Raw genomic sequence first — 23,739 nt, 5'->3', positions numbered from 1 at the left:
CCCGTGGCGACTATCGTGTACCCGATCATTTTTCATGGCAGGGCACGAAATGGAGTTCATCGAAACAACCCGCGAAGGCTTTGCCTTCTTTGGTGCCTACCGCACGTGGTACCGGGTGACCGGCAACCTCGACAGCGGCCTGGCACCACTGGTCATCCTCCACGGCGGACCGGGCGGTGCCCATGACTACCTCGACGCCTTCAAGGACGTGGCCGCGAGCGGCCATGCCGTGATTCACTATGACCAACTGGACAACGGCCACTCGACGCTCCTGCCCGAAAAGGATCCTGCCTTCTGGACCATCAACCTGTTCCTGGAAGAACTGGACAACCTGCTGGACCACCTGCAAATCAGCAACCACTACGCCGTTCTCGGACAATCCCGGGGCAGCGTGCTCGGCTGCGAACACGCGCTGTTGCATCCTGCGGGCCTGCGCTCGCTGATTGTCGCCAACTCCCCAAGCTGCATGCGCACCTGGATCAACGAAAATCAGCACCTGCGCACACTGTTGCCACCCGGTGTGCAGAAAACCCTGCTCAAGCAGGAGCAAACCATTCGTTTGAAAGAGTGGAACATCGCCGGCCGACTGTCGAAAATCGAGGTGCCGACCCTGGTGATCTCCGGACGCCATGACCCGGCGACTGCCCAGGTGGTCAAGCCGTTCCTGGAGGAGATTCCCGATGTTCGCTGGGCGCTGTTTGAGGATTCCACCCACATGCCGCACATCGAGGAGCGCCAGGCGTGCATGGGCACGGTGGTGAAGTTTCTGGATGAGACGTGCTACTGAATTAAAAGAACGCCGCCTCCCGCAGCGACTTGCAAGTGCTGCCGAAGACGGCGTTCTTTTGCCTACTCTTGATTACACGTGGCTGGTTTCAGCCCGCCCCGCCACCGTGGCCTTCTTCGGCACCTCCGCCAACAATGGAATCTCCTTGCCCTCGGCATCGAACAACTTGCCGCCGCTGAAGTAATCCCCATCGCGTAACGCCGCCACATCCTGGAAGCACAGGCTGCGCTCAGTACCCGCCACAAATACCGACTGCTGGTCAGAGTTGCCGGCCGTGAAGTGGTTGAACGCCAGGTTCAGCAAAATCGCCATGATCGCCGACGAGCTGATCCCCGAATGGAAAATGGTCGCGAACCAGGTGGGGAAGTGGTCGTAGAAGTTTGGCGCCGCAATGGGAATCATGCCGAAGCCGATGGAGGTGGCAACGATGATCAGGTTCATGTTGTTGCGGTAATCAACCTTGGACAGCGTGCGAATCCCGCTGGCCGCCACGGTGCCAAACAGCACAATCCCGGCACCGCCCAATACCGACGTAGGCACCGCCGCGATCACCCGCCCCATAAATGGCAACAGGCCAAGAATCACCAGAAACACGCCGCCCGTCGCCACCACAAAGCGGCTCTTGACCCCAGTCACCGCCACCAGGCCGACGTTCTGGGCGAAGGCACTTTGGGTGAACGAACCGAAGATCGGCGCAAACAGGCTCGACAGCATGTCTGCCCGCAAGCCGTTACCCAGACGCTTGGAGTCAACCTTGGTGTCGATGATCTCGCCCACCGCCAGGATGTCCGCCGAGGTTTCCACCAGGGTCACCATGATCACGATACACATGGAGATGATCGCCGCCACATGAAAGGTCGGCATGCCGAAATGGAACGGCGTAGGAAAACCGAACATCGGTCCTTGGGTCACGCTGGAAAAGTCGGCCATGCCGAGGAATACCGCAATCACTGTACCGATCACCATGGCCAGCAGGATCGACAGCCGCGAGATGGTTGCACTGCCAATCTTGCTCAGCAACAACACCAGCACCAGGGTCAGCGCCGCCAGGCCGATATTGGCCGTGCTGCCAAAATCCGCAGCGTGGCTGTTGCCGCCCATGGCCCAGCGGGCCGCGACGGGCATCAGGGTCAGGCCGATGGTGGTAATGACGATGCCGGTGACCATCGGCGGAAAGTACTTGGTGACCCGCGAGAATACCGGCGTGATCAACAAGCCGATCAAGGACGCCGCCATCACCGCCCCGAGGATCGCCGGCATACCGCCCGCACCCTCGCTACCGACAATCGCCACCATGGTCGCCACACCTGAAAAAGACACCCCTTGCACCAACGGCAATTGGCAGCCAAAGAATGGCAGGCCGAGGGTTTGCAACAGGGTTGCCAAGCCACCGGCAAACAGCGACGCGGCGATCAGCAGACCAATGTCCGCCGGCGACAACCCGGCCGCCTGGCCAATGATCAGCGGCACGGCAACGATGCCGCCGTACATGGTGAGCACATGCTGCAGGCCGTAAGCCATATTGGCTGTGACGCCAAGGTTCTCGTCTTCTGGCCGTTGCGGTGACGCCTTCGGGATAGTCATGGTGAGGGGTCTCTGTTTTTGTTGTGCGCCCACTGTATGCAATACGAAGACTAGATGTCCATAGAGTTGTATACAATCTATCGAACAAGATTCCCTCCATCGGCGTTACAAAACTAAAGACCTGGCCTTCATGAGCTAAGACGCCAACGGACCTCGACTGCAAACCTGGAAATGATGTTCCGGCGCATCCCCCCCACCTAATGAAGAAACCCAATCAAAGGTGGGAGCCGGGCTTGCCCGCGATGCAGGCGACTCGGTCTACCAGATGCACCGAGTCGCCTGCATCGCGGGCAAGCCCGGCTCCCACCTTGAACTCATTGTCACTTCAGACGCGTACCAACGCCGAACGGTCAGCCTTCGGCCGCGCCAGCCAGTAACCCAGCACGGCCAACGGCGCAGTCGCCAACATCACGCTCACGGTAATCGGCAGCGGTTGCTCGATCATCGAAGACACCAAAAGACTGCTGAGAAAGCACAACCCCAATTGCAGGGTGTTTTGCAGCGCTGCGGCCTTGCCGGAGTTTTCCGCAAAGGGCATCAGCGCATTCGCCACCACGATCGGGTAGCTGGCGCCATTGACCAGCGCCATCAAGCAGAACGGGATCAGCAAGGTAGTGAGGGTCGGCACGGTCAAGGTGGCGACGAGGTACAACGCCACCATGCTGATGCAGTACGCCACCAGCAACCACGGCAACAGGCTCTTGCCTTGGAAGCGCTGCAAGGCACTGCGGCAACTGTAGCCGCCCACTAGAAAGGCCAAGGTCGGCAGTACGTAGCTCAGGCCAATGTCATTGGGGCTGTAACCCATATCGCCGAGGATGAAGGGCGAAGCAGTCAACCAGGCGAAGAAACTGGCCGAGCACGCAGCAAAGATCATCACGTTGCCGGTGAATACCCGCGACTTGAGCAACTGCCCATAGCCGAGACGGGATTGTTCGCCATTGGCTGTCAGGCGTTTCGGCACAGATTTAAGAAACAACGTCGGCAGCAGCAATAACAGCGAAACCCCCAACAATACGGCGAAAATCGCCTGCCAACCCCAGTGATTCAACACCACCGCACCCAACAGCGGCGCCAGCGCCGGTGACAGGGACATCAGCGGCATGATGCTGGCAAACACGCGATGGGCTTTGTCCGCCGGATAACGGTCGATCACCAGCGCTTGCCAACTGACGGCAGCGGAACACACGCCAATCGCCTGGATAAAGCGCAGCGCCCACAGCTGTGACGCGGTCTCGACCCAGAACATCCCCAGACAACCGAGCACGAACAGGCTCAAGCCCGTAAGCAACACCGGCTTGCGACCCAGGCGGTCGGACAGTGGCCCCCATAACAACTGCCCCACGGCAAAACCGGCGAGGAAAATACTCAAGCTGATGCCCACGGCACCGGCCGAAATCTGCAACTGCTGGCCCATGGCGCCAAACGCCGGCAAATACATGTCCATGGCCAGATAACCGAGCATGCTCAGCCCCGCCAGGTACCAGGTGAAACCAAAAGAATTTTTCATTGAAACCCACTAAACCTGCCATCAAACTATTTGCTGACTGGCACCTAGTATGAAGCTGACATTCTTCCTGTGAAGCGATAATAATTGGACACTCACATCAATATTTTTGAAGGCAGACAATATGTGGTCTGAATACTCCCTGGACGTGGTCGACGCCGTAGCCCGCCACGGCAGCTTCAGCGCTGCCGCCCAGGAGTTGCATCGCGTACCATCGGCCATCAGCTACACCGTGCGGCAGATTGAGGAATGGCTGGCGGTGCCGCTGTTTGTCCGCCGCCATCGGGATGTGGAACTGACGCCGGCCGGCAAGCTGTTTGTCGAAGAAACCCGGGCCGTGATGAAAAAAATGCTCGGCACCCGTCGCTTGTGCCAACAGGTGGCCAATGGCTGGAGCGGCCAGTTGAAGGTGGCGGTGGACTCCATCGTCAAACAGCAGCGTTGCCGGCAACTGGTGCTGGATTTCTATCGCCAGTTTCCAGAAGTGGAACTACTGCTGGAGTACGAGGTGTACAACGGTGTGTGGGATGCCCTGGCGGACGACCGCACCGACATCGTGATCGGCGCTACCAGCGCGGTGCCTGTGGCCAGCCACTTCACCTTCCGCGACATGGGGTTGCTGAGTTGGCTGTGCGTGGTCAGCGCCCGCCATCCACTGGCCGCACAACAAGGTTTGCTCAGCGACGATCAACTGCGGCCCTTCGCGTCCCTGTGCATGACCGACACCTCGCGCAACCTGCCCAAGCGCGACACCTGGACCCTGGACAACCAGCGCCGTCTGGTCGTGCCGCATTGGGCGTCCGCCATCGATTGCCTGCGGGACGGCCTGTGCGTCGGCATGGCGCCGGCGCATCTGGTATTGCCATGGATTGAGCGCGGTGAACTGGTCGCCCTGCAACTGTCCCGGCCCTTCCCCGCCAGCCCGTCGTGCGTGGCCTGGGCGCAGAACAAACTGTCCCCGGCCATGACGTGGTTGCTGGACTACCTGGGGGACACCGAGACGATGAATCAGGAGTGGCTGAATGGGGTGTAGCCGCTGCCGAGGCATGAGGCTGCGATGCGTGTCCGCAAGACCGCTCTCGGGGGCGCTTCGCACCCCATCGCAACCTCGTTCCTCGGCAGCGGCTACAGCAACCGGGAGATGGCCCGAACGATCATTTCCACCTCCTTGGCATCAATCGTCAATGGCGGCAGCAAACGAATGATCTTGCCCCGCGTGACGTTGATCAGCAGCCCATGTTCCTGCGCCGCACGCTGCGCCAGATCCCGGTAAGGCGTGGCCAACTCGATCCCGATCATCAAGCCTTGCCCCCTTATCGCCAGTACTTGGGGATGCTCGCTCAACTCCACCCGCAAACGCGCCAGCAAGCACTCGCCTTGTTGCGCCGCATTCTCCAACAACCCTTGCTCCTCAATAATGTCCAGCACCGTGCAACCCACCCGACAAGCCAGCGGGTTACCGCCAAAGGTGCTGCCGTGACTTCCCGGTGTAAACAGCTTGGCCACCGAGGCTCGGGCCAGGCATGCGCCAATCGGGATGCCGTTGCCCAGGCCTTTGGCCAGGGTCATGACGTCCGGCACGATCCCTTCATGCTGGAAGGCAAACCAGCGGCCGGTGCGGCCAATTCCGGTCTGGATCTCATCGAGCATCAGCAGCCAGCCTTGCCGGCTGCAATGCTCGCGCAAGGCCTTCAGGTAACCTGGTGGTGCGGGTTGTACGCCGCTTTCACCCTGGATCGGCTCCAGCAACACCGCGACAATCCGCGCGCCGAACGCCTGGGTCACCGCCTCCAACGCCTTCAGGTCACCAAAGCCGACCTTGATGAAGTCCCCCGGCAACCGCTGGAAACCCAGCCGCACCGACGGCCCATCACTGGCAGACATCGTGCCCAGGGTGCGACCGTGAAAGGCGTTTTCCATCACCACCACCAGCGGCTCTTCGATGCCCTTTTTCCAGCCATGCAAGCGCGCCAGTTTCAGTGCCGTCTCATTGGCTTCGGCGCCGGAGTTGTTGAAAAACACCTGATCCAGGCCCGATAACTGCACCAGTCGCTGCGCCAGCCGTTGCTGCCAGTCGATGCTGTAGAGGTTGGAGGTGTGTAGCAGCAATCCTGCCTGCTCGCTGATCGCCGTTACCAGTCGCGGATGGGAGTGACCAACATTGGTCACCGCCACCCCAGCCACGGCATCGAGGTATTCGCGGCCCTGCTGATCCCACAAGCGTGTGCCCAAGCCACGGACGAAGCTCAAGGGTGAGGGTTGATAAGTGGTCATCAGGCAGGCGGCGGTCATGGCGTCAGGCTCCGGAGCATGTTCGTGAGCCTGCAGTATCGTTAGCCACTCAAGCTGGATAAACTGCGCAAAACTGCAATGACTTTAAATCAGGGCTTGATAATGGATCTGTTCCAGGCAATGACCGTGTACGTAAAAGTCGTGGAATCCGGCAGCATGACGGCAGCGGCGCAGTCTTGCGGGATGTCTACCACCATGGTCGGCAATCACCTGCGCGCCCTGGAGCAGCGGCTGGGCGTCAGCCTGCTCAAGCGCACCACCCGCAAACAGAGCCTGACCGAGTTTGGCGGCATTTATTACCAGCGTTGCCTGGAAGTACTGGGGCTGGTGGCCGGTTCCGAGCAGCTGGCCGAGCAAGTCCACAGCGAAGCCCCCAAGGGCCTGTTGCGGATCACCGCTCCGCCCGCGTTTGGTGCCGAGCGCCTGGCACCGGCGCTGAGTACATTTTCCCGACGCTATCCGCAGATCCAGCTGTATGTGGTGTTGAGCAATCAGTCGATGGACCTGATCGACAGCGGCTTCGATGTGGCGATCCGGCTGGGTGAATTGCACCCATCGAGCCTGATCGCCCGACCGTTGCAAAACTACACCGTGACCCTGTGTGCCTCACCGGACTACCTGGCGCGGCGCGGCACGCCGCAAGTACCGACAGACCTGCAACAACATGACTGCCTGGCATTCGCCTACCCCTCCAACGACGACTGGCGCAACGCCGGCAAGCACTGGCGCCTGCGGGGGGCCGAGGGAGAAGTCGAAGTCACCGTGTCCGGCCCGATGACCGTCAACAGCTCCCAGGCCTTGCACCGTGCGGCCGCAGAGGGAATGGGCATCGTTATGCTGCCCGATGCCTTGGTCGAGTCTGACCTGCGCGCAGGAAAACTGGTGGCGTTGCTGCCGGGCTACCAGCCTCCCTATCGGCCGATGCACCTGTTGTATGCCCAGGACCGCTATCGCCTGCCCAAGCTGCGGGCCTTTGTCGACTTCGCGATGGAACAATGGGCGCTCTAGAAGCTCACGCCCAATTCGCCCAGGCGCTCGCGGGTTCGCTCAGCGGACACGTGGTGAATGCCCTGCCAACCAAGGGCAATGGCTGCGTCCGCATTACCGGCCACATCATCGATAAACACCACTTCAGAGGGCTGGATGTCGGGCAGATGGGCACGGACCTGCTCAAGACTGGCGCAGTAGATCGCTGCATCTGGTTTGATCAGTTTCACCTCGCCGGACACCACAATGTCGCGAAAATACTGCAGGAAGGGATAGTGCTTGCGGGCATAGGGAAAGGTTTCGGCCGACCAGTTGGTCAGCCCGAACAGCGGCATTTTCGCCTCATGCAGGGCTTCCAGTATTGCCACGCCTTCGGGCAGCGAGCCACGTAACATCTCGTGCCAGCGGTCGTAGTACGCCTGGATCAGGGACTCATGTTGCGGATGTTCAGCAATCAGCGTGCGGGTCGCTTCAGCCAGGGTGCGCCCGGCGTCTTGTTCCGTGTTCCAGGCCTGGGTACAGACATTGTCCAGAAACCACTGCCGCTCGTGGTCATCGGCAATCAGTTGACGGTACAAATGGTGCGGGCTCCAGTCAAACAAGACCCCGCCAAAATCAAAAACTACTGCACGAATCGTCATGAAGATCCTCCGTTAGCGTAAGTTGATAACTGTCGCAGTCTGACATACCCCTTGAGCAAGGGCGAAAGCAAGGATGTGTAGGACGCCTCTGAAACGTTGATTGTGTTTATACCAGGCAAAAAAAACGGCCCCTGAAGGTAATGCCGATCAGTTAAGGAGTGGAGATCCAGCAACCGAAGCAGATTCAGTGTGGGAGCTGGCTTGCCTGCGATGCAGACACCTTGATACTTCAGGTATATCGAGTTGATCCAATCGCAGGCAAGCCAGCTCCCACATTCGTTCTTCTCTGGCTTGAGCACCGCGTTCGCTTAACTGACTGGCATTACCCCTGAAGGCCGCTTTCTTATCCGCAATCCTTAAGCCTGAACCAGGCCTTTGATCTTCACGGTTGGGTTGACGTCAGCGTCGTAGTCCACGCCTTCGATTTCAAACCCGAACAGACGCAGGAACTCAGCCTTGTAGCCGGCAAAGTCGCTGATCTCGTTGACGTTGAGGTCATCGACCTGATTCCACAGTGCTGCCACAGCGTCCTGGACCTTCGGCTCCAGCTCCTTGAGATCGGCACGCAGGCGGCCATCAGCGTCGAGCTTCGGCTCGCTGCCGTACAGGCTGTCCTTGAACAGGCCGTAGACCTGCTCGATGCAACCTTCGTGGGTGCCCTGCTCTTTCATGACTTTGAACAGCAGCGACAGGTACAGCGGCATGATCGGGATCGCCGAGCTGGCCTGGGTCACCACCGCCTTGAGCACCGAAACCCGGGCATCGCCCTTGAGTGCCGCCAGGTTCTCGCGCAAGGTCAGGACTTTCTTGTCCAGGTCCTTCTTGGCCTCGCCAATGGAGCCGTTCCAGTAGATGTCCTGGGTCAGCTTTTCACCCAGGTAGGTGAACGCGGTGGTCTTGGCACCTTCGGCCAATACATCGGCTTCACGCAGGGCGTCGATCCACAGCTGCCAGTCTTCGCCGCCCATGACTTTCACGGTGCCGTCGATTTCTTCCTGGGTCGCAGGTTCCAGGGTGGTGTCGACCACAACGCCTTTATCGGTGTTGATGCCGCGCAGGGTCACGGACTTGCCGATCGGCTTCAGGGTGGAGTTATGCACCACGCCTTGCGGGTCGGTACGGCGCGGCGCGGCCAGGCTGTAGACCACCAGGTCGATCTTGCCCAGGTCTTTCTTGATGGTTTCGATGGTCAGGCGCTTGATCTCGTCAGAGAACGCGTCGCCATTGATGCTCTTGGCGTACAGGCCTTTCTCTACGGCAAATTTCTCGAAAGCGGCGCTGTTGTACCAGCCGGCAGAACTGAGCTTGCCTTCTTCGCCTTCTTTCTCAAAAAACACGCCCAGGGTGTCGGCGCCACAGCCAAACGCGGCACTGATCCGCGCGGCCAGGCCGTAACCGGTGGAGGCGCCCAGTACCAGCACCTTTTTCGGGCCGCCTTCGATGGCACCGTGCTTAGTCACGTAGTCAATCTGCTGCTTGACGTTCGCTTCACAGCCAACAGGATGGGCCGTTACACAGATAAACCCACGAACTCGCGGTTTGATGATCATAAAATTTCTGCCTCTTCCAAGGTGCCGAAGGCCAATGGTGGCCATTACAGCGTCAATCGTACGGTTCATAGACGTCCGGAAAACCGATGCGTCACGATAGTCGCAATTCTTCTGTTCACAAAATCCAATCCGCCAGGGCCAAAAAACCCTGTAACCCACGAAATAAAGGGCCAGGCGTAAAGAACTGTGCAGGGGCTTCACAATTTCGCAATATTTTAAAAGGCCATCAGTGAAATAACGTCTTATGATGTACGGATTATTTCAACATGTTGCACGACTGTCTCCCCTCCGTCGGCACTGTAGAAATCCGTCCCGTTGGAGCTGAGTTTCATGAGTGCAAGTTTCCGCAAAAAAATAATCTCGGCAGCCTGGGTGCTTGCCGTGTTGCTGATTATTTATTGCTTCCCGAAAACCACCTTGGTGTTTTTGGCGCTGGTGGTGACCTGTGGTCTCTACGATTTCTTGCGTAACGGCCTGTATGACGGCAAAACCATCAAGAAATACTTCGTGGGTAACGGGCGCAACACCTGGATACTGGCACCGTTCAACACGTTTTTCGACCTGCTGAGCAGCCGCAATCGCCACCTCTACAAAATGCACGACCTGCCGCCCGCCTGGCGTGAGGACCTGCAAAAGGTGATCGACGATGCCATGGCCCACAAGGATGAGATCATCCAGTACCTGGACACGCGCATGGCCGAGAAGAAGCGCGGCATGCTGTTTTTCCAGTGGTACGGGCGCCCTATCGAAACCACACTGAACATCCCGCAGCTCAAGGAAAAACTGCCCTACGTCAAAACCATTGGCGTCTCGGTATTCAATGAAAACCGTTCCACCTCGTTTCACTTCGGCCCCCTGCGCCTGATGTTCCGCGTGCTCTACAACATGGCACCGGCCCCGCATCACGAGGGCGTCTACATTCAGGTGGGCAAGCACAAGCACTACTGGCACGATGACCCGTTGTTCATTTTCGATGACACGCTGATGCACGCCTCCTTCAACAAGAATGACGCCAAGCGCTATTGCCTGTTCATCGATATCGTCCGCCCGTCGCCGATACCGTTTGCCCTCAACGGCCTGATCGCGGGCTTTGCCGCAGTGGTCTATACCCTGCGTCGGGTCTTCTACAAGAACTGGAAGCTGATTCAGTAAAAGGCTTTACGGCGCACCTTTATGCGGCATGATGAAGGCGCCGGGCATCGCGGATTGCCAGACAGAGTTTGCCTCAGGCCCCAACGCCTTCGATAATGCCTGTCACACGCAACCGAGCTCGGCGCTCATTATCCTCATGCCAGTGGCCGTAAACGGCCCTGCTGGCTGCGCTTTCAGGGAATCAGAATGCCCCAAAGACCCGTCATCAATGCGTCCGTCAGCCCCAAAGGCAGCCTTGAAACGCTGTCCCAACGTGAAGTCCAGCAGCTGAGTGAAGCCGGTTCCGGCAGCACCTACACCCTGTTCCGCCAGTGCGCCCTGGCCATCCTCAACACCGGCGCTCATATCGACAACGCCAAGACCATCCTCGACGCCTACAAAGACTTCGAGGTGCGCATCCACCAGCAGGATCGCGGCGTACGCCTGGAACTGCTGAATGCCCCAGCCGATGCCTTCGTCGATGGCGAAATGATCGCCAGCACCCGGGAAATGCTCTTCAGTGCCCTGCGCGACATCGTCTACACCGAGAACGAGCTGGACAGCCAGCGCATCGACCTGAGCACTTCTCAGGGCATCACCGACTACGTGTTCCACCTGCTGCGTAACGCCCGCACCCTGCGCCCCGGTGTCGAGCCGAAGATTGTGGTGTGCTGGGGCGGGCACTCGATCAATACCGAAGAATACAAATACACCAAGAAAGTCGGGCATGAGCTGGGCCTGCGTAGCCTGGACGTGTGCACCGGCTGCGGCCCCGGCGTGATGAAAGGCCCGATGAAGGGCGCGACCATTTCCCACGCCAAGCAACGCATCACCGGCGGCCGCTACCTGGGCCTGACCGAACCAGGCATCATCGCCGCTGAAGCGCCGAACCCGATCGTCAATGAACTGGTGATCCTGCCGGACATCGAAAAACGCCTGGAAGCCTTCGTCCGCGTCGGCCACGGCATCATCATCTTCCCCGGCGGTGCCGGCACGGCCGAAGAGTTCCTGTACCTGCTGGGTATCCTGATGCACCCGGACAACCGCGATGTGCCGTTCCCGGTGATCCTCACCGGGCCGAAACAAGCAGCGGCTTACCTGCAACAACTGCACGCTTTTGTGGGTGCGACCCTGGGCGACGCGGCCCAGGCCCATTACCAGATCATCATTGATGATCCGGCGGAAGTGGCACGGCAAATGACTGTTGGCCTGAAGGCGGTCAAGCAGTTCCGCCGCGAACGCAACGACGCGTTCCACTTCAACTGGCTGCTGAAAATCGACGAAGGCTTCCAGCGCCCGTTCGACCCGACCCACGAGAACATGGCCAGCCTGCAACTGAACCACAACCTGCCGCCCCATGAACTGGCGGCCAACCTGCGCCGGGCGTTCTCCGGGATCGTGGCGGGTAACGTCAAGGACAAGGGCATTCGACTGATCGAGCAGAATGGGCCGTACGAGATTCACGGCGACCCGACGATCATGAAACCACTGGATGAGCTGTTGAAGGCGTTTGTGGAGCAGCACCGGATGAAGTTGCCCGGTGGTGCGGCGTATGTGCCGTGTTATCGCGTTGTCCAGTGACTTGTAGCCGCATGTCGTCTTCATTTTCTTCACTGAGCATCCACCTGTTGCGGGTTCTGCACACCGTGCTGCAAACCCGCAACATCAGCCACGCGGCTGTCAAGCTCAATGCCAGCCAATCATTGATCAGCCGTCAGTTGCGCCAATTGCGGGATGCCTTTGGCGACCCGCTGCTGGTGCGCAATGGCCGTGAATACGTCTACACCCCGCGGGCGCAAAACCTGATCGAGCCGTTGAATAAGCTGATCGCGGACCTCGACGCCTTGATCACGCCCACGCGTTTCGACCCGGTGGAGTGCCGTCAGCGCTTTCGCATCGCGTCATCGGACTACGTCGCGGAGTACATGCTTCCGGCGCTGATGGAGCATCTGGCTAGCGTTGCGCCTCACGTAGCGGTGGACTATCTGGCCTGGAAACCTAACGACTACAAGCAATTGGCCAACGGCGAAATCGACCTGGTGACCACCATGCTCGATGTAGAACCCGCCGAAGTACATGGCCGCACCCTCGGTAATGATCGCCCCGTGTGCATGATGGCCAACAATCATCCGCTGGCCGGTATGCCGCTTACCGCACAGGCCTACGCCGCCGCCGACCATATCCGCATCACCGGCGGAGGCGACAAGGACGGCTTCGTCGAACGCGAACTGAAAGCCCTCGGCCTACAGCGAAATATCCTGCTGAACGTGCCGTTCTTTTCCGCAGCCATGGAAGTTGCCAGCCGTCGTCCGGCGTTGCTGACCATCCCCGAACATATTGCCGTGAACCTGTCGCGTTTTTACCCGATGACCTGGCAACCGCTGGACTTCATCAACCATCGTCACCACTACTGGACAATCTGGCATGAGCGTACCCACAACGCCGCCGAGCACAAGTGGTTCCGCGATACCGTGCACGAGATCTGGAAGCTGTCGAGCTACGGCATCCCTGCCGATGCCTGAGTCAGGCATGCGCAACCTGCATGGTAGCTATGCGGTTTCGCGGCTATAAGACCTGCGGCACTCGCGCCTACCATACGGCCTCATCTACCTGAACGAGGCCGCCCATGAGTCCCGAAGAATTCCGCCGTCACGGCCACCAACTGATCGACCGCATTGCCGACTACCACGCCAACGTGGCCCAACAACCGGTGATGGCACGTGTGCAGCCCGGCGACCTGCTCAAGGCCCTGCCCGATCAGGCGCCCCAGACCGGCGAAGCCTTTGCCGACGTGCTGGGCGACGTCGACCGACTGATCATGCCGGGACTTTCCCACTGGCAGCACCCCAATTTCTACGGCTACTTTCCGAGCAACGCCTCGCTGCCCTCGATCCTCGGCGACTTCCTCAGCACCGGCCTCGGCGTACTCGGCCTGTCCTGGCAATCGAGCCCGGCCCTCAGCGAGCTGGAAGAAAAGACCGTCGACTGGGTACGAAAAATGGTCGGTCTCTCTGATAACTGGAGCGGCGTGATCCAGGACACTGCGTCCACCAGCACGCTCGTCGCGTTGATCTGCGCTCGCGAACGTACCACCGAGTACGGCCTGGCGAGCGGTGGCCTGCAAGCCCAAGGCAAGCCACTGGTGATCTACGTGTCGGAATACGCCCACAGTTCCGTCGATAAAGCCGCGCTACTGGCAGGATTCGGTAAGGACAATATCCGTCACATCACCTGCGACGACAGCCTGGCCATGGACCCCATCGCCCTTCAGGCCGCCATCGAACAGGACCTCGCCGCAGGCTTGGTGCCCTGCGCCATCGCCGCGACAGTCGGCACCACCACAACCACCGCCGTGGACCCACTGACGCCCGTTGGTGCGATCGCTCGCCGGTTCAACCTGTGGCTGCACGTCGACTCCGCCATGGCCGGCTCGGCGATGATCCTGCCGGAGTGCCGCTGGATGTGGGCCGGCATCGAGCAGGCCGACTCCATCGTGGTCAACGCCCACAAATGGCTGGGGGTGGCCTTTGATTGCTCGCTGTATTTCGTCAAGGATTCGCAGCACCTGATCCGGGTGATGAGCACCAACCCCAGCTACTTGCAGACCAGCGTCGATTCCGAGGTGAAAAACCTGCGGGACTGGGGCATTCCCCTCGGTCGTCGGTTCCGCGCCTTGAAACTGTGGTTCTTGCTGCGCAGCGAAGGCGTGGAAGGCTTGCAACAACGCCTGCGCCGCGACCTGGCGAATGCCCAATGGCTCAAGGAACAGATCGAGCAAGCGGGCGACTGGAAAGTCCTCGCGCCGGTCAATCTGCAAACCTTGTGCATTCGGCACGAACCGGCGGGTTTGGCGGGCGAAGAACTGGATGCCTACACCCAGGCCTGGGTCAATCGGCTCAATCAGTCAGGGGTGGTCTATGTCACGCCAGCGACGTTGCAGGGTCGCTGGATGGTGCGGGTGTCCATCGGTGCGCTGACCACTGAGCGCGAGCATGTGGCCGCGCTGTGGGCGCATTTGCAGCAGGTCGTCGCGGCCTGATTCAGCGCTGAACCGCCACGCATTTGATCTCTGCCAGCAAACCTGGAATGGCCAATTCCGCGACACCAATGGCAGTCCAGGCAGAGATCCCACGAGGGAACAGGCGGTTTTTCACTTCACGGAAAACCGCCATGTGCTGGCTCATGTTCACGTGATAGGTGGTCATGTCCACGACGTCCTCGAAGGTACAACCGCCCTCCTTCAGTACACGCCGCAGGTCTTCCCAGGCGGCGATGAATTGTTCCTCGGGATCCTCGATCACCTCAAGCGTCGCCGTGCGGCCGACTTGTCCTGCGCAGTACAGGGTTTTGCCGACTTTGACCGCCGGAACGTACCCGGCGCGTTCAACGATAAGCTGCATGGGATCAGGGATGATCAGTTCGCGGTCGGTCATATGTTGTATCTCTTTGAAGCCCGTTTCGGGCGTGTCGACAGGGCGAGTTCGGACTATGTTTTTATCAGTTCCGATCAACCGACACCAGCCGAGCAACCTATGGACCAATGGATCTTGTCCTCCATTAATCCTTACCCTAAGGTAAGGAATATCACGATGGAGATTATAAATATGGCGACCGCCACACTGACATCAAAAGGCCAGATCACTATCCCTGTTCAGGTCAGGGCCGCCCTTGGGCTGGACACTGGGGACCGGGTCGAGTTTGTCGAAATGGAAGATGGCAAATTTGCCATCATTGCCGCGAGCCACAGCGTTCAGGATCTGAAGGGATTGATCCGTAAGCCCGCCAAAGTGGTCAGCATCGAAGACATGAATCAGGCCATCGCCACACAGGGAGCAAAAGCCGGATGATCGGCCTGGATACGAACGTGCTGGTGCGTTATGTCACCCAGGATGATCCCGTGCAGTCGGCAAAAGCGTCAAAATTGATCGAGTCTCTGACAGCCGCCTCTCCTGGCTTTGTCAGCCTGGTCTCAGTCGTGGAACTGGTTTGGGTTTTACAAACCTGCTACCAGTCGGCCAAGGGTGAAGTGGTAACCGTACTGGAGACGCTGCTGCGTACCCGGGAGCTGACCATCGAGCATGCCGAAGTCATCTGGCAAGCACTGCGACGATTCACGGCCACCAAGGCCGACTTCGCCGACTGCCTGATTGAACGCTGCGCCCATGCGGCGGGATGTGAATACACGGCGACCTTTGACGTCAACGCCGCCAAGGCCGCCGGTATGCGGCAGTTAGCCTGAAACGGTCAGCGAACCCAACCACCCACCTGCCAGTGATACCCGTCGTTACGCGGCTCCCAATGCGGGTGCACATAACGATAACCAGCCCTGACCTGTTCCCAGTGGCCGTGCACCGGGACATAACGCCCGCCTTCCCAACGCCAGTAACCTCGCGACCACAAATAACCCGGTCGAGCTTCAGGCTCGATCTCCACCACCTGCGCCGGTGGCGGTTGTGGTGCTACCACTTCGAAATACTCACGCTGCACCGGACGCCGGTCATGCACGACCCGCTCCTCGACGCACCCGGAAGCCGCGACCACAATGGCCGCCAACGCTGCATAACGTAGCAACATACAGAACCCTCGGGCGTCACCGCCCAACGTTTACACCGGTAAAAAATGCCCCCCTTGTTCCAGCCGCGCTCCTGCTTGGCCATAGGGACTTTTTAACAGGTGCAATCTGTCTGCTTGCTGAATCTGCCTGCAGGCTGTGTGTAAAGAAAAACTGACCAAACCAGTCTTTTTCAGGATGAACACACAACGACCGGCCGTTTCAAGCGCACCAGCAGCAACCCCGCGACCACCACCGCAATCCCCACATACGTCGACGCATAAATCACATCACCGAACATGAGGGCCGCCCATACCAGCGTCACAGGAGGCTCCAGATACACCAACGCCGCCACGTGAGTCGCCGTCATCACCCGCAGCAACATCCATAGGCTCAGGTAAGCAATAAAGGTGGAAAATATCGTTAGCCAAACGATGGAAATCAATACCTCAGGTTCGCGGGGAACGCTCAATGTATCGGTGTACAGCACCGCCACGGTAAAGCCGACCAAGGTAAACAACGACTGGATAAACAGTGACTGACTCAGGTCACCGCGCTGCGCCTGGGCTGACCGGCGCTCATACAACGTCGCCAGTGTCAGTCCTAGTGCAGAAACAAGAGGCAATAAATACATGACCAACCCGACTTCGGCACCGCTATTGCTGTACTGCCCCGAGATCACAATCGACACCCCGCAAAACCCGATCATCAACCCCAGCCACTGCCAACCTCCACTGCGCTCAGCCACACGGCTCGATGACAACGCTGCGGTCATCAATGGCTGCAATGCCGCAATGATCGCGGCAATCCCCGGTGGCAAACCGTTCTGTATCGCCACATAGACACAACTCAGATACAGAAATTGCGACAGAAAACCGATCACGGCGTGATGGCGAATTTGCCTCCAGGAAATCCTCAGCAGTCTGACGTTCAAAAACAGCGCCAAACATAACGACACCAGTAAAAACCGCCAGAACAACAAGTTGAATGCCCCGGCGCTCTGAGCCCCCAGTTTGGCGCCGATAAAACCGGAACTCCAGGACAGGACAAAGACTACCTGCAACAGTAATAACTTCAACATCCCCACCGTCGAGACTTTAAGGACTGTCATTGTGACCACTCGCCAGTTCAGCAAAAGTAATGGGCTCAATCCCCAGTCGGCGATACTGCTCCTGGGCAGGCACTGTCAAATCGCGCTTAAATTGGAACCACGGCCTTATAGTGGTCAACACACCGTCATCGGAAGCGAGATGCCAGAACTTATTCACATCCACCGTGCTATACGGGCAGTGGAACGACAGCACCAGTGACATTCGACGTCCAGCGGTGAGAGGCCGAACACCATGAAACACTCTGCTGCCGTAGATGTAGACCGCATCGCCACAGGCGCTGACCGAGCTGGTACGCGCGCGCGCCCTCAAATCACCAACATCAAATCTATCGATCGGTCCATCAAAGTAGACGAACTCCCCGCCCTCGTACTCACTGGGATCAGAGAGCAAAATATTCAATACAAAACTTGTTCCATCGGTATGCCACATACCGAGTTGAGCCTTGGCATCGAGTGTCTGAGGCGGATAGAAATAATTGACCTGCGAACGCGCTCGCGTAAAAGGATGGGGCACCAGAGGAACGCCAGCAATTCTGGACACTGCCAATAGAAAAGCGCGACTGCCCATCATCTCTCGAATCAGCGTCGAGGACTCGGTGGCACTCCGGGTGCGATTGGAAATAATCCAGTCACTCCCCGTAGAACCCGCCTCCAACTGATAACAGGCCCGGCGCAATTGCATGACACCCTGATCGCTAAACAACCCCGACACCTGCGCCAAAGCCGTCAATTGCTCGGATGTCGCAACCTCTAACGGTGAGGCTGTGTAGCCGAACTCGGACAGGCTTCGGCGGTAACCGGATGCAGACGGACCGTCCTGCAAATAGCCGTCGCTCCAATGCTGCAAGGTATCCAGCAGCGCCCCTGGATGCTTCCACCGAGTAGACGCTGGAGAAAGTGATGCCTGCAATGCCAGTTTCAGCCGTGCGACGCCTTGGGCAAATACCGGAAGCTCTCGTTCTCGACGCATAGCCATCACCCTCTATCCGTTAGCGCTACTGTGATCCAGGCAGTACTCCGACAACTGGTACATAACGCTGCCATCACCACTGCAATATTCACCAATAACCCGGTATCCGCCGTACTCCTGTCGCACACGAACAAATTGCTCACGGGTGTACTTCAGGCAGACATTGGTCAACAGATACCCTTCGTCATGACCATCGCTGACGGGCAACAACGTAGCCGCAACACGGAATCGATCGTCGTTGTGCTCAATCTCGGATACGAACACCTGGTGACTGTCTGTCTTCTTCAACCCCAGTTTCAAACCAATCAAGTCGGAAAACCGGCTCATGCAATCGTGGCCATAGAAACGATGAATGTGGCCATCACCGTCTCCCGTGGACAATTGCATTTCCGATAAGACATACGTTCGTGTGCCACCCACCTGGCGAATAATCTCCCCAATGGTGTCGGGCAACTCATTGCCTTCCTGAAACCCCAGCATCGTGATCAGGGTCGCATCCTGCCCGCGCTCGAGATGGTGCCTGCGCAGGTCTCGGAAATCAGTGGCGAGATAACAAAATCCCTGAGGCGTCTCCAGCAGTGGCTCGACTGCATTGCGCATGACCGTATGAGACGCACGATTGATATCAACCGCCGTGTAATACCGCTGTTCTACGCCACTCTCAAGCAGGTAACCCATGAGAACAGACGTTTTTACCGGCTCGGGGCCCAACTCGACGTAATGCAAACTGTCCTGCCCCAAGAGGTCGGCCAGGTCGCTGGCAACAGACCACAGCAGTTCCCCCAAAGAGCCTCTGCCACACGATGAGGCGCACAGGTCAACATTGGTCACCCCTTCCGTGTTTAACGACGTCATCAGGGCAAATATTTCTTCACTGACGTGTTGGTTGATATCTGATAGGTGCTCAGACAATGTTGAATACTTTTCCGCGTTTTCAATCGTCCAGATACGACCGACAAGGCCGTGGTCATTTTTCAAGGACGCCACAACCAGATCATTAATCTCCATATACGCTCCAACTTTTTATTATTCGATGTGCAGGTGCGCGCTCCTGTTTGACCCAGAGGCTATGTCGAGAGCATGATTTTGTATATTTGAATAATCTGCACCACTAATCCTCAAAAGAGGAACTATGAGCAAACAACTGAATATCGACCTGTTGCGAACCTTTCATGCCGTCGCCCGCTTTCGACGCTTCAACGAGGCGGCGAACCATGTGCATCGCAGTGCTTCGACCGTGACCACACAGATCCACAAGCTGGAAAGCCTGGTAGGCCAGCGCTTGTTCAGTCGTAACAACCAAGGTGTGGAACTGACGATGTACGGCAAGAAATTGCTGAGCGAAACCACAGACTTTCTCAAAAGCCACGATCGCCTGCTTGCCTCTCTCACCCCGCAACGCATGCAGGGAAAAATTCGCCTCGGCCTTCCCGACTCCTATGCCCCGGCCTTTATGCGCGATTTCCTGCCAATGCTGATTGCCGACAATCCGCTGCTTGAACTGGAAGTTGAAGCCCGGTCGAGTGGCGAACTGTTCACAATGTTCAGCCGAGAGCAGATCGACCTGGCAATGATCGTCAGCGCACACCCGCTGGAACAAGGCGAACGTCTGGGCTCAATACAGCCCGTGTGGATAGCCTCAGAGCGCTTCAAGGCCCCCGAGCAGGCGCCGCTGCCAATCGCCGTACAACTGACGGGGTGCCCGTATCGAGCATCAGCCATTCAGACGCTGAAAGAACACGGGGTTTACTATCGAATCCTGCTTGAGAGCGCCAGCTCGACTGCTGTGGAGGCGGCCATCATGTGCGGGTTGGCGGTAGGCATGATTGAGGAGAGTCGGATAACAACCGGATTGACCCAGCACATTCCAGGTGCGCAATTGCCCGAGCTGCCTCTGCACCAAATCTACTTGCTCTCTGATAGCGGCAATCATTTGGCGCTGCATCTGCATGAGCAAGTCAAAAAAGGCTTCAGTGTTTAAGTCGCACCAAACCGCCCAATCACCGCCTCGACAAACCGCCGCAGCTTGGCAGTGCGCTGGCGATTCGCGGTGTAGAGCAGATGCATCTGTCGGCTCGGTGCCTCAAAGTCCGGCAGTAATTGCACCAACTCACCGTTTTTCAATACTGGCCGAAGAAAGTCTTCCGGGCCCAGCACAATGCCAAACCCATCCAGTGCGGCGGACATCAAGGCTTTGCTTTCGTTGACCTGCAAACGGCTGGCAACCTGCACCTTATGCAAGGTTGAGCCTTGGTAGAACGACCATTCGCGATCCGCCGGACGCGACCAGTAGGCGTACCCCAGGCATTCGTGGTGTTCCAGGTCTGCCGGAGTGCGGGGTGTGCCGCGCTCCGCCAGATAGGCCGGTGAGGCGCAGACCACCAGACGGTAAGGCGCCAGCGGCCTGGCAGTCAGGCTGGTGGTTGCCAGAGGACCAATGCGAAACGCCACCTCATAACCCTCCTCCACCATGTCGACAAAACGGTCGGTCAGGTGCAGGTCGATTTCCACGTCCGGGTTGTCTCGCAGAAACGCCGTCACCAGAGGCATCAGGCTGTAGGAACCAAAAGTCACCGGGGCAGTGACTTTCAATTTGCCGCGAGGCGTGTCGTTCATGATCTGCGCGAGTGAGTCCGCTGCCTCGGCTTCCGTCAGGATATGTTTGCAGCGCTCGTAGTACGCGCTGCCCAGCTCCGTCAGGCTTTGCCGGCGGGTGGTGCGATTGAGCAACCGTGCCCCCAAACGATGCTCTAGGGCGGCCACATGTTTGGCGACCATCTGCGCCGACATATTCAAACGTTCAGCCGCCCGTGCGTAGGAGCCCAACTCGGCAGCCATTACAAAGGCATTCATGCTCGAAAGGCGGTCCATCATTCGCTACTCCCAGTAACAACAGCCAACGAAAAACCACTGTTTATCGCCTATTGGTTGCCAATCATCATAACCCCACACCATCCAACAGAGGAGTTGGGACATGCGGATTGGCATTCTTGGAGCAGGCTTTATCGGGCGCGCCGTGGCGCAATTGGCCCTCGCGGCCGGACATGAAGTGATGTTGAGCAACTCACGTGGCCCACACACCCTGTTCAGCGTGTCGAGTGGCATCCGTGGCGTCAAAGTGGGCACCGCTGAGGATGCCGCGAAATTTGGCGAGCTGGTGCTGGTAGCAATCCCATTGGCGCATTACCGCAGCGTGCCCGCGCAGTGGCTGGAGGGTAAAACGGTGATGGACGCCAACAACTACTACCCGGACCGGGATGGACACATTCCCGAGCTGGATCGCTTTGAAACCACCACCAGCCGCCTGCTGGCCGAGCATCTGCCTGGCGCAAACGTGGTAAAGGTGTTCAACGCGATCCTCGCTCCAGACCTGACAAAAGACGCCCGCGCCCAAGGCTCACCGGACCGTCGTGCGCTGCCTGTAGCGGCAGATGATCACGCCGCGAAAGCGCAGGTGATCAGATTGCTGGACGAAATCGGCTTCGATGCCGTGGATGCTGGAGGGCTGGACGAGAGTTGGCGATTCGAGCGGGCCAAGCCGGCTTACTGCATCCCACTGGATAAAGCCGGCTTGAAGGCCGCGCTGGCCCAGGCTGAACGCCAAGTGGAAGTATTCGAGGAGTGGCGACATAACTGAAGCCATGAAAAAGCCCGCTGACCGTTACCGGTTCAGCGGGCTTTTCATGTTGGCGTGGTCCTGACTCAGGACCTCACCCACAGCTTACAGCGCAATATCAGCCGCTGGCTTGCTCGGCTCAGCCGCAGGCTTGGCAGCCTCGGTGGCTTTCGGAGCAGTCAGTTGCGGAATGGCTGGCGGAGGCGTCAGCTGCAGAACGTTGGCGGTGTAGGCCCATTCTTTAGCAACAGCCTCAGGACTGTCGTTCAGCTTGGTGCCGTAGCTCGGCACAATTTGATGCAACTTTTCCTGCCAGGCAGGGGTTGCAACCTGATCCTTGAACACTTTCTGCAGCACGGTCAGCATGATCGGCGCAGCAGTGGACGCGCCTGGCGATGCACCCAACAGGCCGGCGATGGTGTTGTCAGCGGAAGTGACCACTTCGGTACCGAGTTTCAGGACGCCGCCCTGCTCTTCGTCACGCTTGATGATCTGCACGCGCTGACCGGCTTGCCACAGGCGCCAGTCTTCTTTCTTGGCGTTCGGGAAGTACTCTTGCAGCGCCTTGAAGCGGTCGTCATCGGACTGCATCAGTTGGCCGGCGAGGTACTCGACCAGTGGGTATTCGCGGATACCGACTTTGGTCATAGGCCAGATGTTGTGGGTGGTGGTGCTGGTCAGCAGGTCCAGGTACGAGCCTTCTTTCAGGAACTTGGTGGAGAAGGTCGCGAATGGGCCAAACAGGATCACGCGCTTGCCATCCAGCACACGGGTGTCCAGGTGCGGAACCGACATCGGTGGAGCGCCAACGGAAGCTTTACCGTAAGCCTTGGCCAGATGCTGCTCGGCCACGGTTGGGTTCTCGGTGACGAGGAACGAACCGCCAACAGGGAAACCGGCGTATTCACGCGCTTCCGGAATACCCGACTTCTGCAGCAGGTGCAGTGCACCGCCGCCTGCGCCGATGAACACGAACTTGGCGTCGGTATCGGTGGTGGTGCCGTCTTTCAGGTTCTTGTAGCTGACACGCCACGAACCGTCGGCGTTCTTGGTGATGTCCTGCACTTCGCTCGACAGTTTCAGATCAAACTTCGGCGTGGTTTGCAGGTGAGCAACGAACTGGCGGGTGATTTCGCCGAAGTTCACGTCAGTGCCAATCGGGGTCCAGGTGGCCGCGATTTTCTGGTTCGGGTCACGCCCTTCCATCATCAGCGGAACCCACTTCGCGATCTGCGCCGGGTCTTCGGAGTACTGCATGCCGGCGAACAGCGGGCTCGCCTGCAGTGCTTCATAACGCTTCTTCAGGAACTTGATGTTGTCATCGCCCCACACAAAGCTCATGTGCGGCGTGGAGTTGATGAACGAACGCGGGTTCTTCAGAACGCCCTGCTGAACCTGCCAGGACCAGAACTGACGGGAGATCTGGAACGCTTCGTTGATCTCGACCGCTTTGGGGATCTCAACGTTGCCGTTCTTGTCTTCCGGGGTGTAGTTCAGCTCAGCCAGGGCCGAGTGACCGGTACCGGCGTTGTTCCAGCCGTTGGAGCTTTCTTCGGCCACGCCATCAAGGCGCTCGACCATCTCCATCGACCAATCCGGTTGCAGCTCATTAAGCCAAACACCCAGGGTCGCACTCATGATGCCGCCGCCAATCAGCAGCACATCGACTTTCTTTGCCTCTTCCGCCTGAACGGACGTGATCCCCATCGACAAAGCCAGCCCCAGCAGGGCCGTGTTCATTTTTTTAAACATCAAGTAGCACCTATGATAAAACGCCATCCGCCCCACGGCCCTCTCTTCATGCGGAAACCCTCCGTTACGCCAGGCAGCGCCACACGGTTTTCCACACTCACAAGAACCCCGGAACGGGCACACAAGGCCGATGCATCGACCTCAGTTTTATGTCTTTCTGCGCTGACTTCTTATCATTATTGGTTTCAGCTACCTCGGCGACATCATCCGGCCGCGCGTGTTCGAATGCACGCACGAGAGAAAGGTTAGACCAAGATGGC

The 23,739-nt window shown here is 58.5% G+C and carries 23 protein-coding genes; 11 read left to right on the top strand and 12 right to left on the bottom strand.

What is annotated here, in order from left to right:
• Positions 1 to 49 precede the first annotated feature (49 nt).
• Positions 50 to 787 carry an alpha/beta fold hydrolase gene (locus GNF76_RS23780; protein WP_155585584.1) on the top strand — a complete coding sequence of 246 codons (738 nt, stop codon included), beginning with the start codon at positions 50 to 52 and terminating at the stop codon, positions 785 to 787.
• A gap of 72 nt (positions 788 to 859) precedes the next feature.
• Here GNF76_RS23780 and GNF76_RS23775 read toward each other — a convergent pair whose 3' ends face one another.
• The gene (locus GNF76_RS23775; protein WP_155585523.1) at positions 860 to 2,371 is read right to left on the bottom strand and encodes a nucleobase:cation symporter-2 family protein; all 1,512 of its coding nucleotides are present in this window, start codon (positions 2,369 to 2,371) and stop codon (positions 860 to 862) included.
• Positions 2,372 to 2,696: 325 nt separating this feature from the next.
• Positions 2,697 to 3,881: a purine nucleoside transporter PunC gene (punC, locus tag GNF76_RS23770; RefSeq protein WP_155585522.1), complete on the bottom strand. Its 1,185-nt coding sequence runs from the start codon at positions 3,879 to 3,881 to the stop codon at positions 2,697 to 2,699.
• A 121-nt stretch (positions 3,882 to 4,002) separates the two neighbouring features.
• On the opposite strand from punC, the gene punR reads away from it, so the two are divergent.
• Entirely contained in the window at positions 4,003 to 4,911 is a 909-nt protein-coding gene (gene punR, locus GNF76_RS23765; protein ID WP_155585521.1) for a DNA-binding transcriptional activator PunR, read from the top strand.
• A 92-nt stretch (positions 4,912 to 5,003) separates the two neighbouring features.
• Here punR and GNF76_RS23760 read toward each other — a convergent pair whose 3' ends face one another.
• Complete coding sequence (locus tag GNF76_RS23760) at positions 5,004 to 6,170, bottom strand: aspartate aminotransferase family protein (protein WP_155585520.1); 1,167 nt, start codon at positions 6,168 to 6,170, stop codon at positions 5,004 to 5,006.
• A gap of 102 nt (positions 6,171 to 6,272) precedes the next feature.
• Between GNF76_RS23760 and GNF76_RS23755 the strand changes: the two genes are divergently transcribed.
• The gene (locus GNF76_RS23755; protein WP_155585519.1) at positions 6,273 to 7,178 is read left to right on the top strand and encodes a LysR family transcriptional regulator; all 906 of its coding nucleotides are present in this window, start codon (positions 6,273 to 6,275) and stop codon (positions 7,176 to 7,178) included.
• Here GNF76_RS23755 and GNF76_RS23750 read toward each other — a convergent pair.
• Together GNF76_RS23750 and fabV are read right to left on the bottom strand one after the other, a co-directional pair.
• Complete coding sequence (locus GNF76_RS23750) at positions 7,175 to 7,798, bottom strand: HAD family hydrolase (protein ID WP_155585518.1); 624 nt, start codon at positions 7,796 to 7,798, stop codon at positions 7,175 to 7,177. The two genes, GNF76_RS23755 and GNF76_RS23750, sit on opposite strands and share 4 nt — an antisense overlap.
• A 356-nt stretch (positions 7,799 to 8,154) precedes the next feature.
• Complete coding sequence (gene fabV, locus GNF76_RS23745; protein WP_155585517.1) at positions 8,155 to 9,348, bottom strand: enoyl-ACP reductase FabV; 1,194 nt, start codon at positions 9,346 to 9,348, stop codon at positions 8,155 to 8,157.
• 330 nt (positions 9,349 to 9,678) lie between these two features.
• On the opposite strand from fabV, the gene GNF76_RS23740 reads away from it, so the two are divergent.
• The 4 genes from GNF76_RS23740 (at position 9,679) to GNF76_RS23725 (ending at position 14,518) form a co-directional block, all read left to right on the top strand.
• Positions 9,679 to 10,500 (top strand): aspartyl/asparaginyl beta-hydroxylase domain-containing protein, encoded by an 822-nt coding sequence (locus tag GNF76_RS23740; protein WP_155585516.1) that lies wholly within the window; start codon positions 9,679 to 9,681, stop codon positions 10,498 to 10,500.
• A gap of 186 nt (positions 10,501 to 10,686) precedes the next feature.
• Positions 10,687 to 12,060, top strand: a complete 1,374-nt coding sequence (ppnN, locus tag GNF76_RS23735; RefSeq protein ID WP_155585515.1) for a nucleotide 5'-monophosphate nucleosidase PpnN — start codon at positions 10,687 to 10,689, stop codon at positions 12,058 to 12,060.
• 11 nt (positions 12,061 to 12,071) lie between these two features.
• Entirely contained in the window at positions 12,072 to 13,001 is a 930-nt protein-coding gene (locus GNF76_RS23730; RefSeq protein WP_155585514.1) for a LysR family transcriptional regulator, read from the top strand.
• A 104-nt stretch (positions 13,002 to 13,105) separates the two neighbouring features.
• The gene (locus GNF76_RS23725; protein ID WP_155585513.1) at positions 13,106 to 14,518 is read left to right on the top strand and encodes a pyridoxal phosphate-dependent decarboxylase family protein; all 1,413 of its coding nucleotides are present in this window, start codon (positions 13,106 to 13,108) and stop codon (positions 14,516 to 14,518) included.
• Between the two features lies 1 nt (position 14,519).
• Here the strand turns inward: GNF76_RS23725 and GNF76_RS23720 are convergent, their stop codons facing one another.
• On the bottom strand, positions 14,520 to 14,912 hold the full coding sequence (locus tag GNF76_RS23720) for a RidA family protein (protein WP_155585512.1): 393 nt from the start codon (positions 14,910 to 14,912) through the stop codon (positions 14,520 to 14,522).
• A 156-nt stretch (positions 14,913 to 15,068) separates the two neighbouring features.
• On the opposite strand from GNF76_RS23720, the gene GNF76_RS23715 reads away from it, so the two are divergent.
• On the top strand, positions 15,069 to 15,326 hold the full coding sequence (locus GNF76_RS23715) for an AbrB/MazE/SpoVT family DNA-binding domain-containing protein (protein ID WP_155585583.1): 258 nt from the start codon (positions 15,069 to 15,071) through the stop codon (positions 15,324 to 15,326).
• Entirely contained in the window at positions 15,323 to 15,718 is a 396-nt protein-coding gene (locus GNF76_RS23710; RefSeq protein WP_155585511.1) for a type II toxin-antitoxin system VapC family toxin, read from the top strand. Before GNF76_RS23715 ends, GNF76_RS23710 begins: the two co-directional genes overlap by 4 nt.
• Before the next feature lie 5 nt (positions 15,719 to 15,723).
• Here GNF76_RS23710 and GNF76_RS23705 read toward each other — a convergent pair whose 3' ends face one another.
• The 4 genes from GNF76_RS23705 to GNF76_RS23690 all read right to left on the bottom strand — a co-directional run bounded on the left by GNF76_RS23705 (position 15,724) and on the right by GNF76_RS23690 (position 19,119).
• Positions 15,724 to 16,053, bottom strand: coding sequence for a YXWGXW repeat-containing protein (locus GNF76_RS23705; protein ID WP_155585510.1), 330 nt, complete (start codon positions 16,051 to 16,053; stop codon positions 15,724 to 15,726).
• 170 nt (positions 16,054 to 16,223) lie between these two features.
• Positions 16,224 to 17,141, bottom strand: coding sequence for a DMT family transporter (locus GNF76_RS23700; protein WP_155585509.1), 918 nt, complete (start codon positions 17,139 to 17,141; stop codon positions 16,224 to 16,226).
• Complete coding sequence (locus GNF76_RS23695) at positions 17,128 to 18,117, bottom strand: 2OG-Fe(II) oxygenase (protein WP_246211972.1); 990 nt, start codon at positions 18,115 to 18,117, stop codon at positions 17,128 to 17,130. Before GNF76_RS23695 ends, GNF76_RS23700 begins: the two co-directional genes overlap by 14 nt.
• 6 nt (positions 18,118 to 18,123) lie before the next feature.
• On the bottom strand, positions 18,124 to 19,119 hold the full coding sequence (locus GNF76_RS23690; protein ID WP_155585508.1) for a hypothetical protein: 996 nt from the start codon (positions 19,117 to 19,119) through the stop codon (positions 18,124 to 18,126).
• Between the two features lie 124 nt (positions 19,120 to 19,243).
• On the opposite strand from GNF76_RS23690, the gene GNF76_RS23685 reads away from it, so the two are divergent.
• Complete coding sequence (locus tag GNF76_RS23685; protein WP_155585507.1) at positions 19,244 to 20,092, top strand: LysR family transcriptional regulator; 849 nt, start codon at positions 19,244 to 19,246, stop codon at positions 20,090 to 20,092.
• On the opposite strand, the gene GNF76_RS23680 is transcribed toward GNF76_RS23685, so the two are convergent.
• Positions 20,089 to 20,985 carry a LysR family transcriptional regulator gene (locus GNF76_RS23680; RefSeq protein WP_155585506.1) on the bottom strand — a complete coding sequence of 299 codons (897 nt, stop codon included), beginning with the start codon at positions 20,983 to 20,985 and terminating at the stop codon, positions 20,089 to 20,091. The genes GNF76_RS23685 and GNF76_RS23680 overlap by 4 nt on opposite strands.
• Positions 20,986 to 21,085: 100 nt before the next feature.
• On the opposite strand from GNF76_RS23680, the gene GNF76_RS23675 reads away from it, so the two are divergent.
• The gene (locus tag GNF76_RS23675; protein WP_155585505.1) at positions 21,086 to 21,748 is read left to right on the top strand and encodes an NADPH-dependent F420 reductase; all 663 of its coding nucleotides are present in this window, start codon (positions 21,086 to 21,088) and stop codon (positions 21,746 to 21,748) included.
• 84 nt (positions 21,749 to 21,832) lie between these two features.
• On the opposite strand, the gene mqo is transcribed toward GNF76_RS23675, so the two are convergent.
• A complete protein-coding gene (mqo, locus tag GNF76_RS23670; protein WP_155585504.1) occupies positions 21,833 to 23,479 on the bottom strand; it encodes a malate dehydrogenase (quinone) in 1,647 nt (548 codons plus the stop codon).
• Positions 23,480 to 23,739 lie beyond the last annotated feature (260 nt).

Source organism: Pseudomonas spelaei (assembly GCF_009724245.1).
GTDB lineage: Bacteria > Pseudomonadota > Gammaproteobacteria > Pseudomonadales > Pseudomonadaceae > Aquipseudomonas > Aquipseudomonas spelaei.
The sequence above is the reverse complement of the archived record's forward strand: the minus strand, read 5'-3'. Positions and strand labels throughout refer to the sequence as shown.

What these genes read in the sequence shown, in the direction of transcription:
- GNF76_RS23680 (WP_155585506.1), bottom strand. Translation starts at nt 20,985, where the DNA reads ATGATGGACCGCCTTTCGAGCATGAATGCCTTTGTAATGGCTGCCGAG.
- GNF76_RS23730 (WP_155585514.1), top strand. Translation starts at nt 12,072, where the DNA reads ATGTCGTCTTCATTTTCTTCACTGAGCATCCACCTGTTGCGGGTTCTG.
- punC (WP_155585522.1), bottom strand. Translation starts at nt 3,881, where the DNA reads ATGAAAAATTCTTTTGGTTTCACCTGGTACCTGGCGGGGCTGAGCATG.
- GNF76_RS23740 (WP_155585516.1), top strand. Translation starts at nt 9,679, where the DNA reads ATGAGTGCAAGTTTCCGCAAAAAAATAATCTCGGCAGCCTGGGTGCTT.
- GNF76_RS23750 (WP_155585518.1), bottom strand. Translation starts at nt 7,798, where the DNA reads ATGACGATTCGTGCAGTAGTTTTTGATTTTGGCGGGGTCTTGTTTGAC.
- GNF76_RS23695 (WP_246211972.1), bottom strand. Translation starts at nt 18,117, where the DNA reads ATGGCTATGCGTCGAGAACGAGAGCTTCCGGTATTTGCCCAAGGCGTC.
- fabV (WP_155585517.1), bottom strand. Translation starts at nt 9,348, where the DNA reads ATGATCATCAAACCGCGAGTTCGTGGGTTTATCTGTGTAACGGCCCAT.
- GNF76_RS23715 (WP_155585583.1), top strand. Translation starts at nt 15,069, where the DNA reads ATGGAGATTATAAATATGGCGACCGCCACACTGACATCAAAAGGCCAG.
- ppnN (WP_155585515.1), top strand. Translation starts at nt 10,687, where the DNA reads ATGCCCCAAAGACCCGTCATCAATGCGTCCGTCAGCCCCAAAGGCAGC.
- GNF76_RS23755 (WP_155585519.1), top strand. Translation starts at nt 6,273, where the DNA reads ATGGATCTGTTCCAGGCAATGACCGTGTACGTAAAAGTCGTGGAATCC.
- GNF76_RS23725 (WP_155585513.1), top strand. Translation starts at nt 13,106, where the DNA reads ATGAGTCCCGAAGAATTCCGCCGTCACGGCCACCAACTGATCGACCGC.
- GNF76_RS23675 (WP_155585505.1), top strand. Translation starts at nt 21,086, where the DNA reads ATGCGGATTGGCATTCTTGGAGCAGGCTTTATCGGGCGCGCCGTGGCG.
- GNF76_RS23775 (WP_155585523.1), bottom strand. Translation starts at nt 2,371, where the DNA reads ATGACTATCCCGAAGGCGTCACCGCAACGGCCAGAAGACGAGAACCTT.
- mqo (WP_155585504.1), bottom strand. Translation starts at nt 23,479, where the DNA reads ATGTTTAAAAAAATGAACACGGCCCTGCTGGGGCTGGCTTTGTCGATG.
- GNF76_RS23705 (WP_155585510.1), bottom strand. Translation starts at nt 16,053, where the DNA reads ATGTTGCTACGTTATGCAGCGTTGGCGGCCATTGTGGTCGCGGCTTCC.
- GNF76_RS23710 (WP_155585511.1), top strand. Translation starts at nt 15,323, where the DNA reads ATGATCGGCCTGGATACGAACGTGCTGGTGCGTTATGTCACCCAGGAT.
- GNF76_RS23690 (WP_155585508.1), bottom strand. Translation starts at nt 19,119, where the DNA reads ATGGAGATTAATGATCTGGTTGTGGCGTCCTTGAAAAATGACCACGGC.
- GNF76_RS23685 (WP_155585507.1), top strand. Translation starts at nt 19,244, where the DNA reads ATGAGCAAACAACTGAATATCGACCTGTTGCGAACCTTTCATGCCGTC.
- GNF76_RS23700 (WP_155585509.1), bottom strand. Translation starts at nt 17,141, where the DNA reads ATGACAGTCCTTAAAGTCTCGACGGTGGGGATGTTGAAGTTATTACTG.
- GNF76_RS23780 (WP_155585584.1), top strand. Translation starts at nt 50, where the DNA reads ATGGAGTTCATCGAAACAACCCGCGAAGGCTTTGCCTTCTTTGGTGCC.
- GNF76_RS23720 (WP_155585512.1), bottom strand. Translation starts at nt 14,912, where the DNA reads ATGACCGACCGCGAACTGATCATCCCTGATCCCATGCAGCTTATCGTT.
- GNF76_RS23760 (WP_155585520.1), bottom strand. Translation starts at nt 6,170, where the DNA reads ATGACCGCCGCCTGCCTGATGACCACTTATCAACCCTCACCCTTGAGC.
- punR (WP_155585521.1), top strand. Translation starts at nt 4,003, where the DNA reads ATGTGGTCTGAATACTCCCTGGACGTGGTCGACGCCGTAGCCCGCCAC.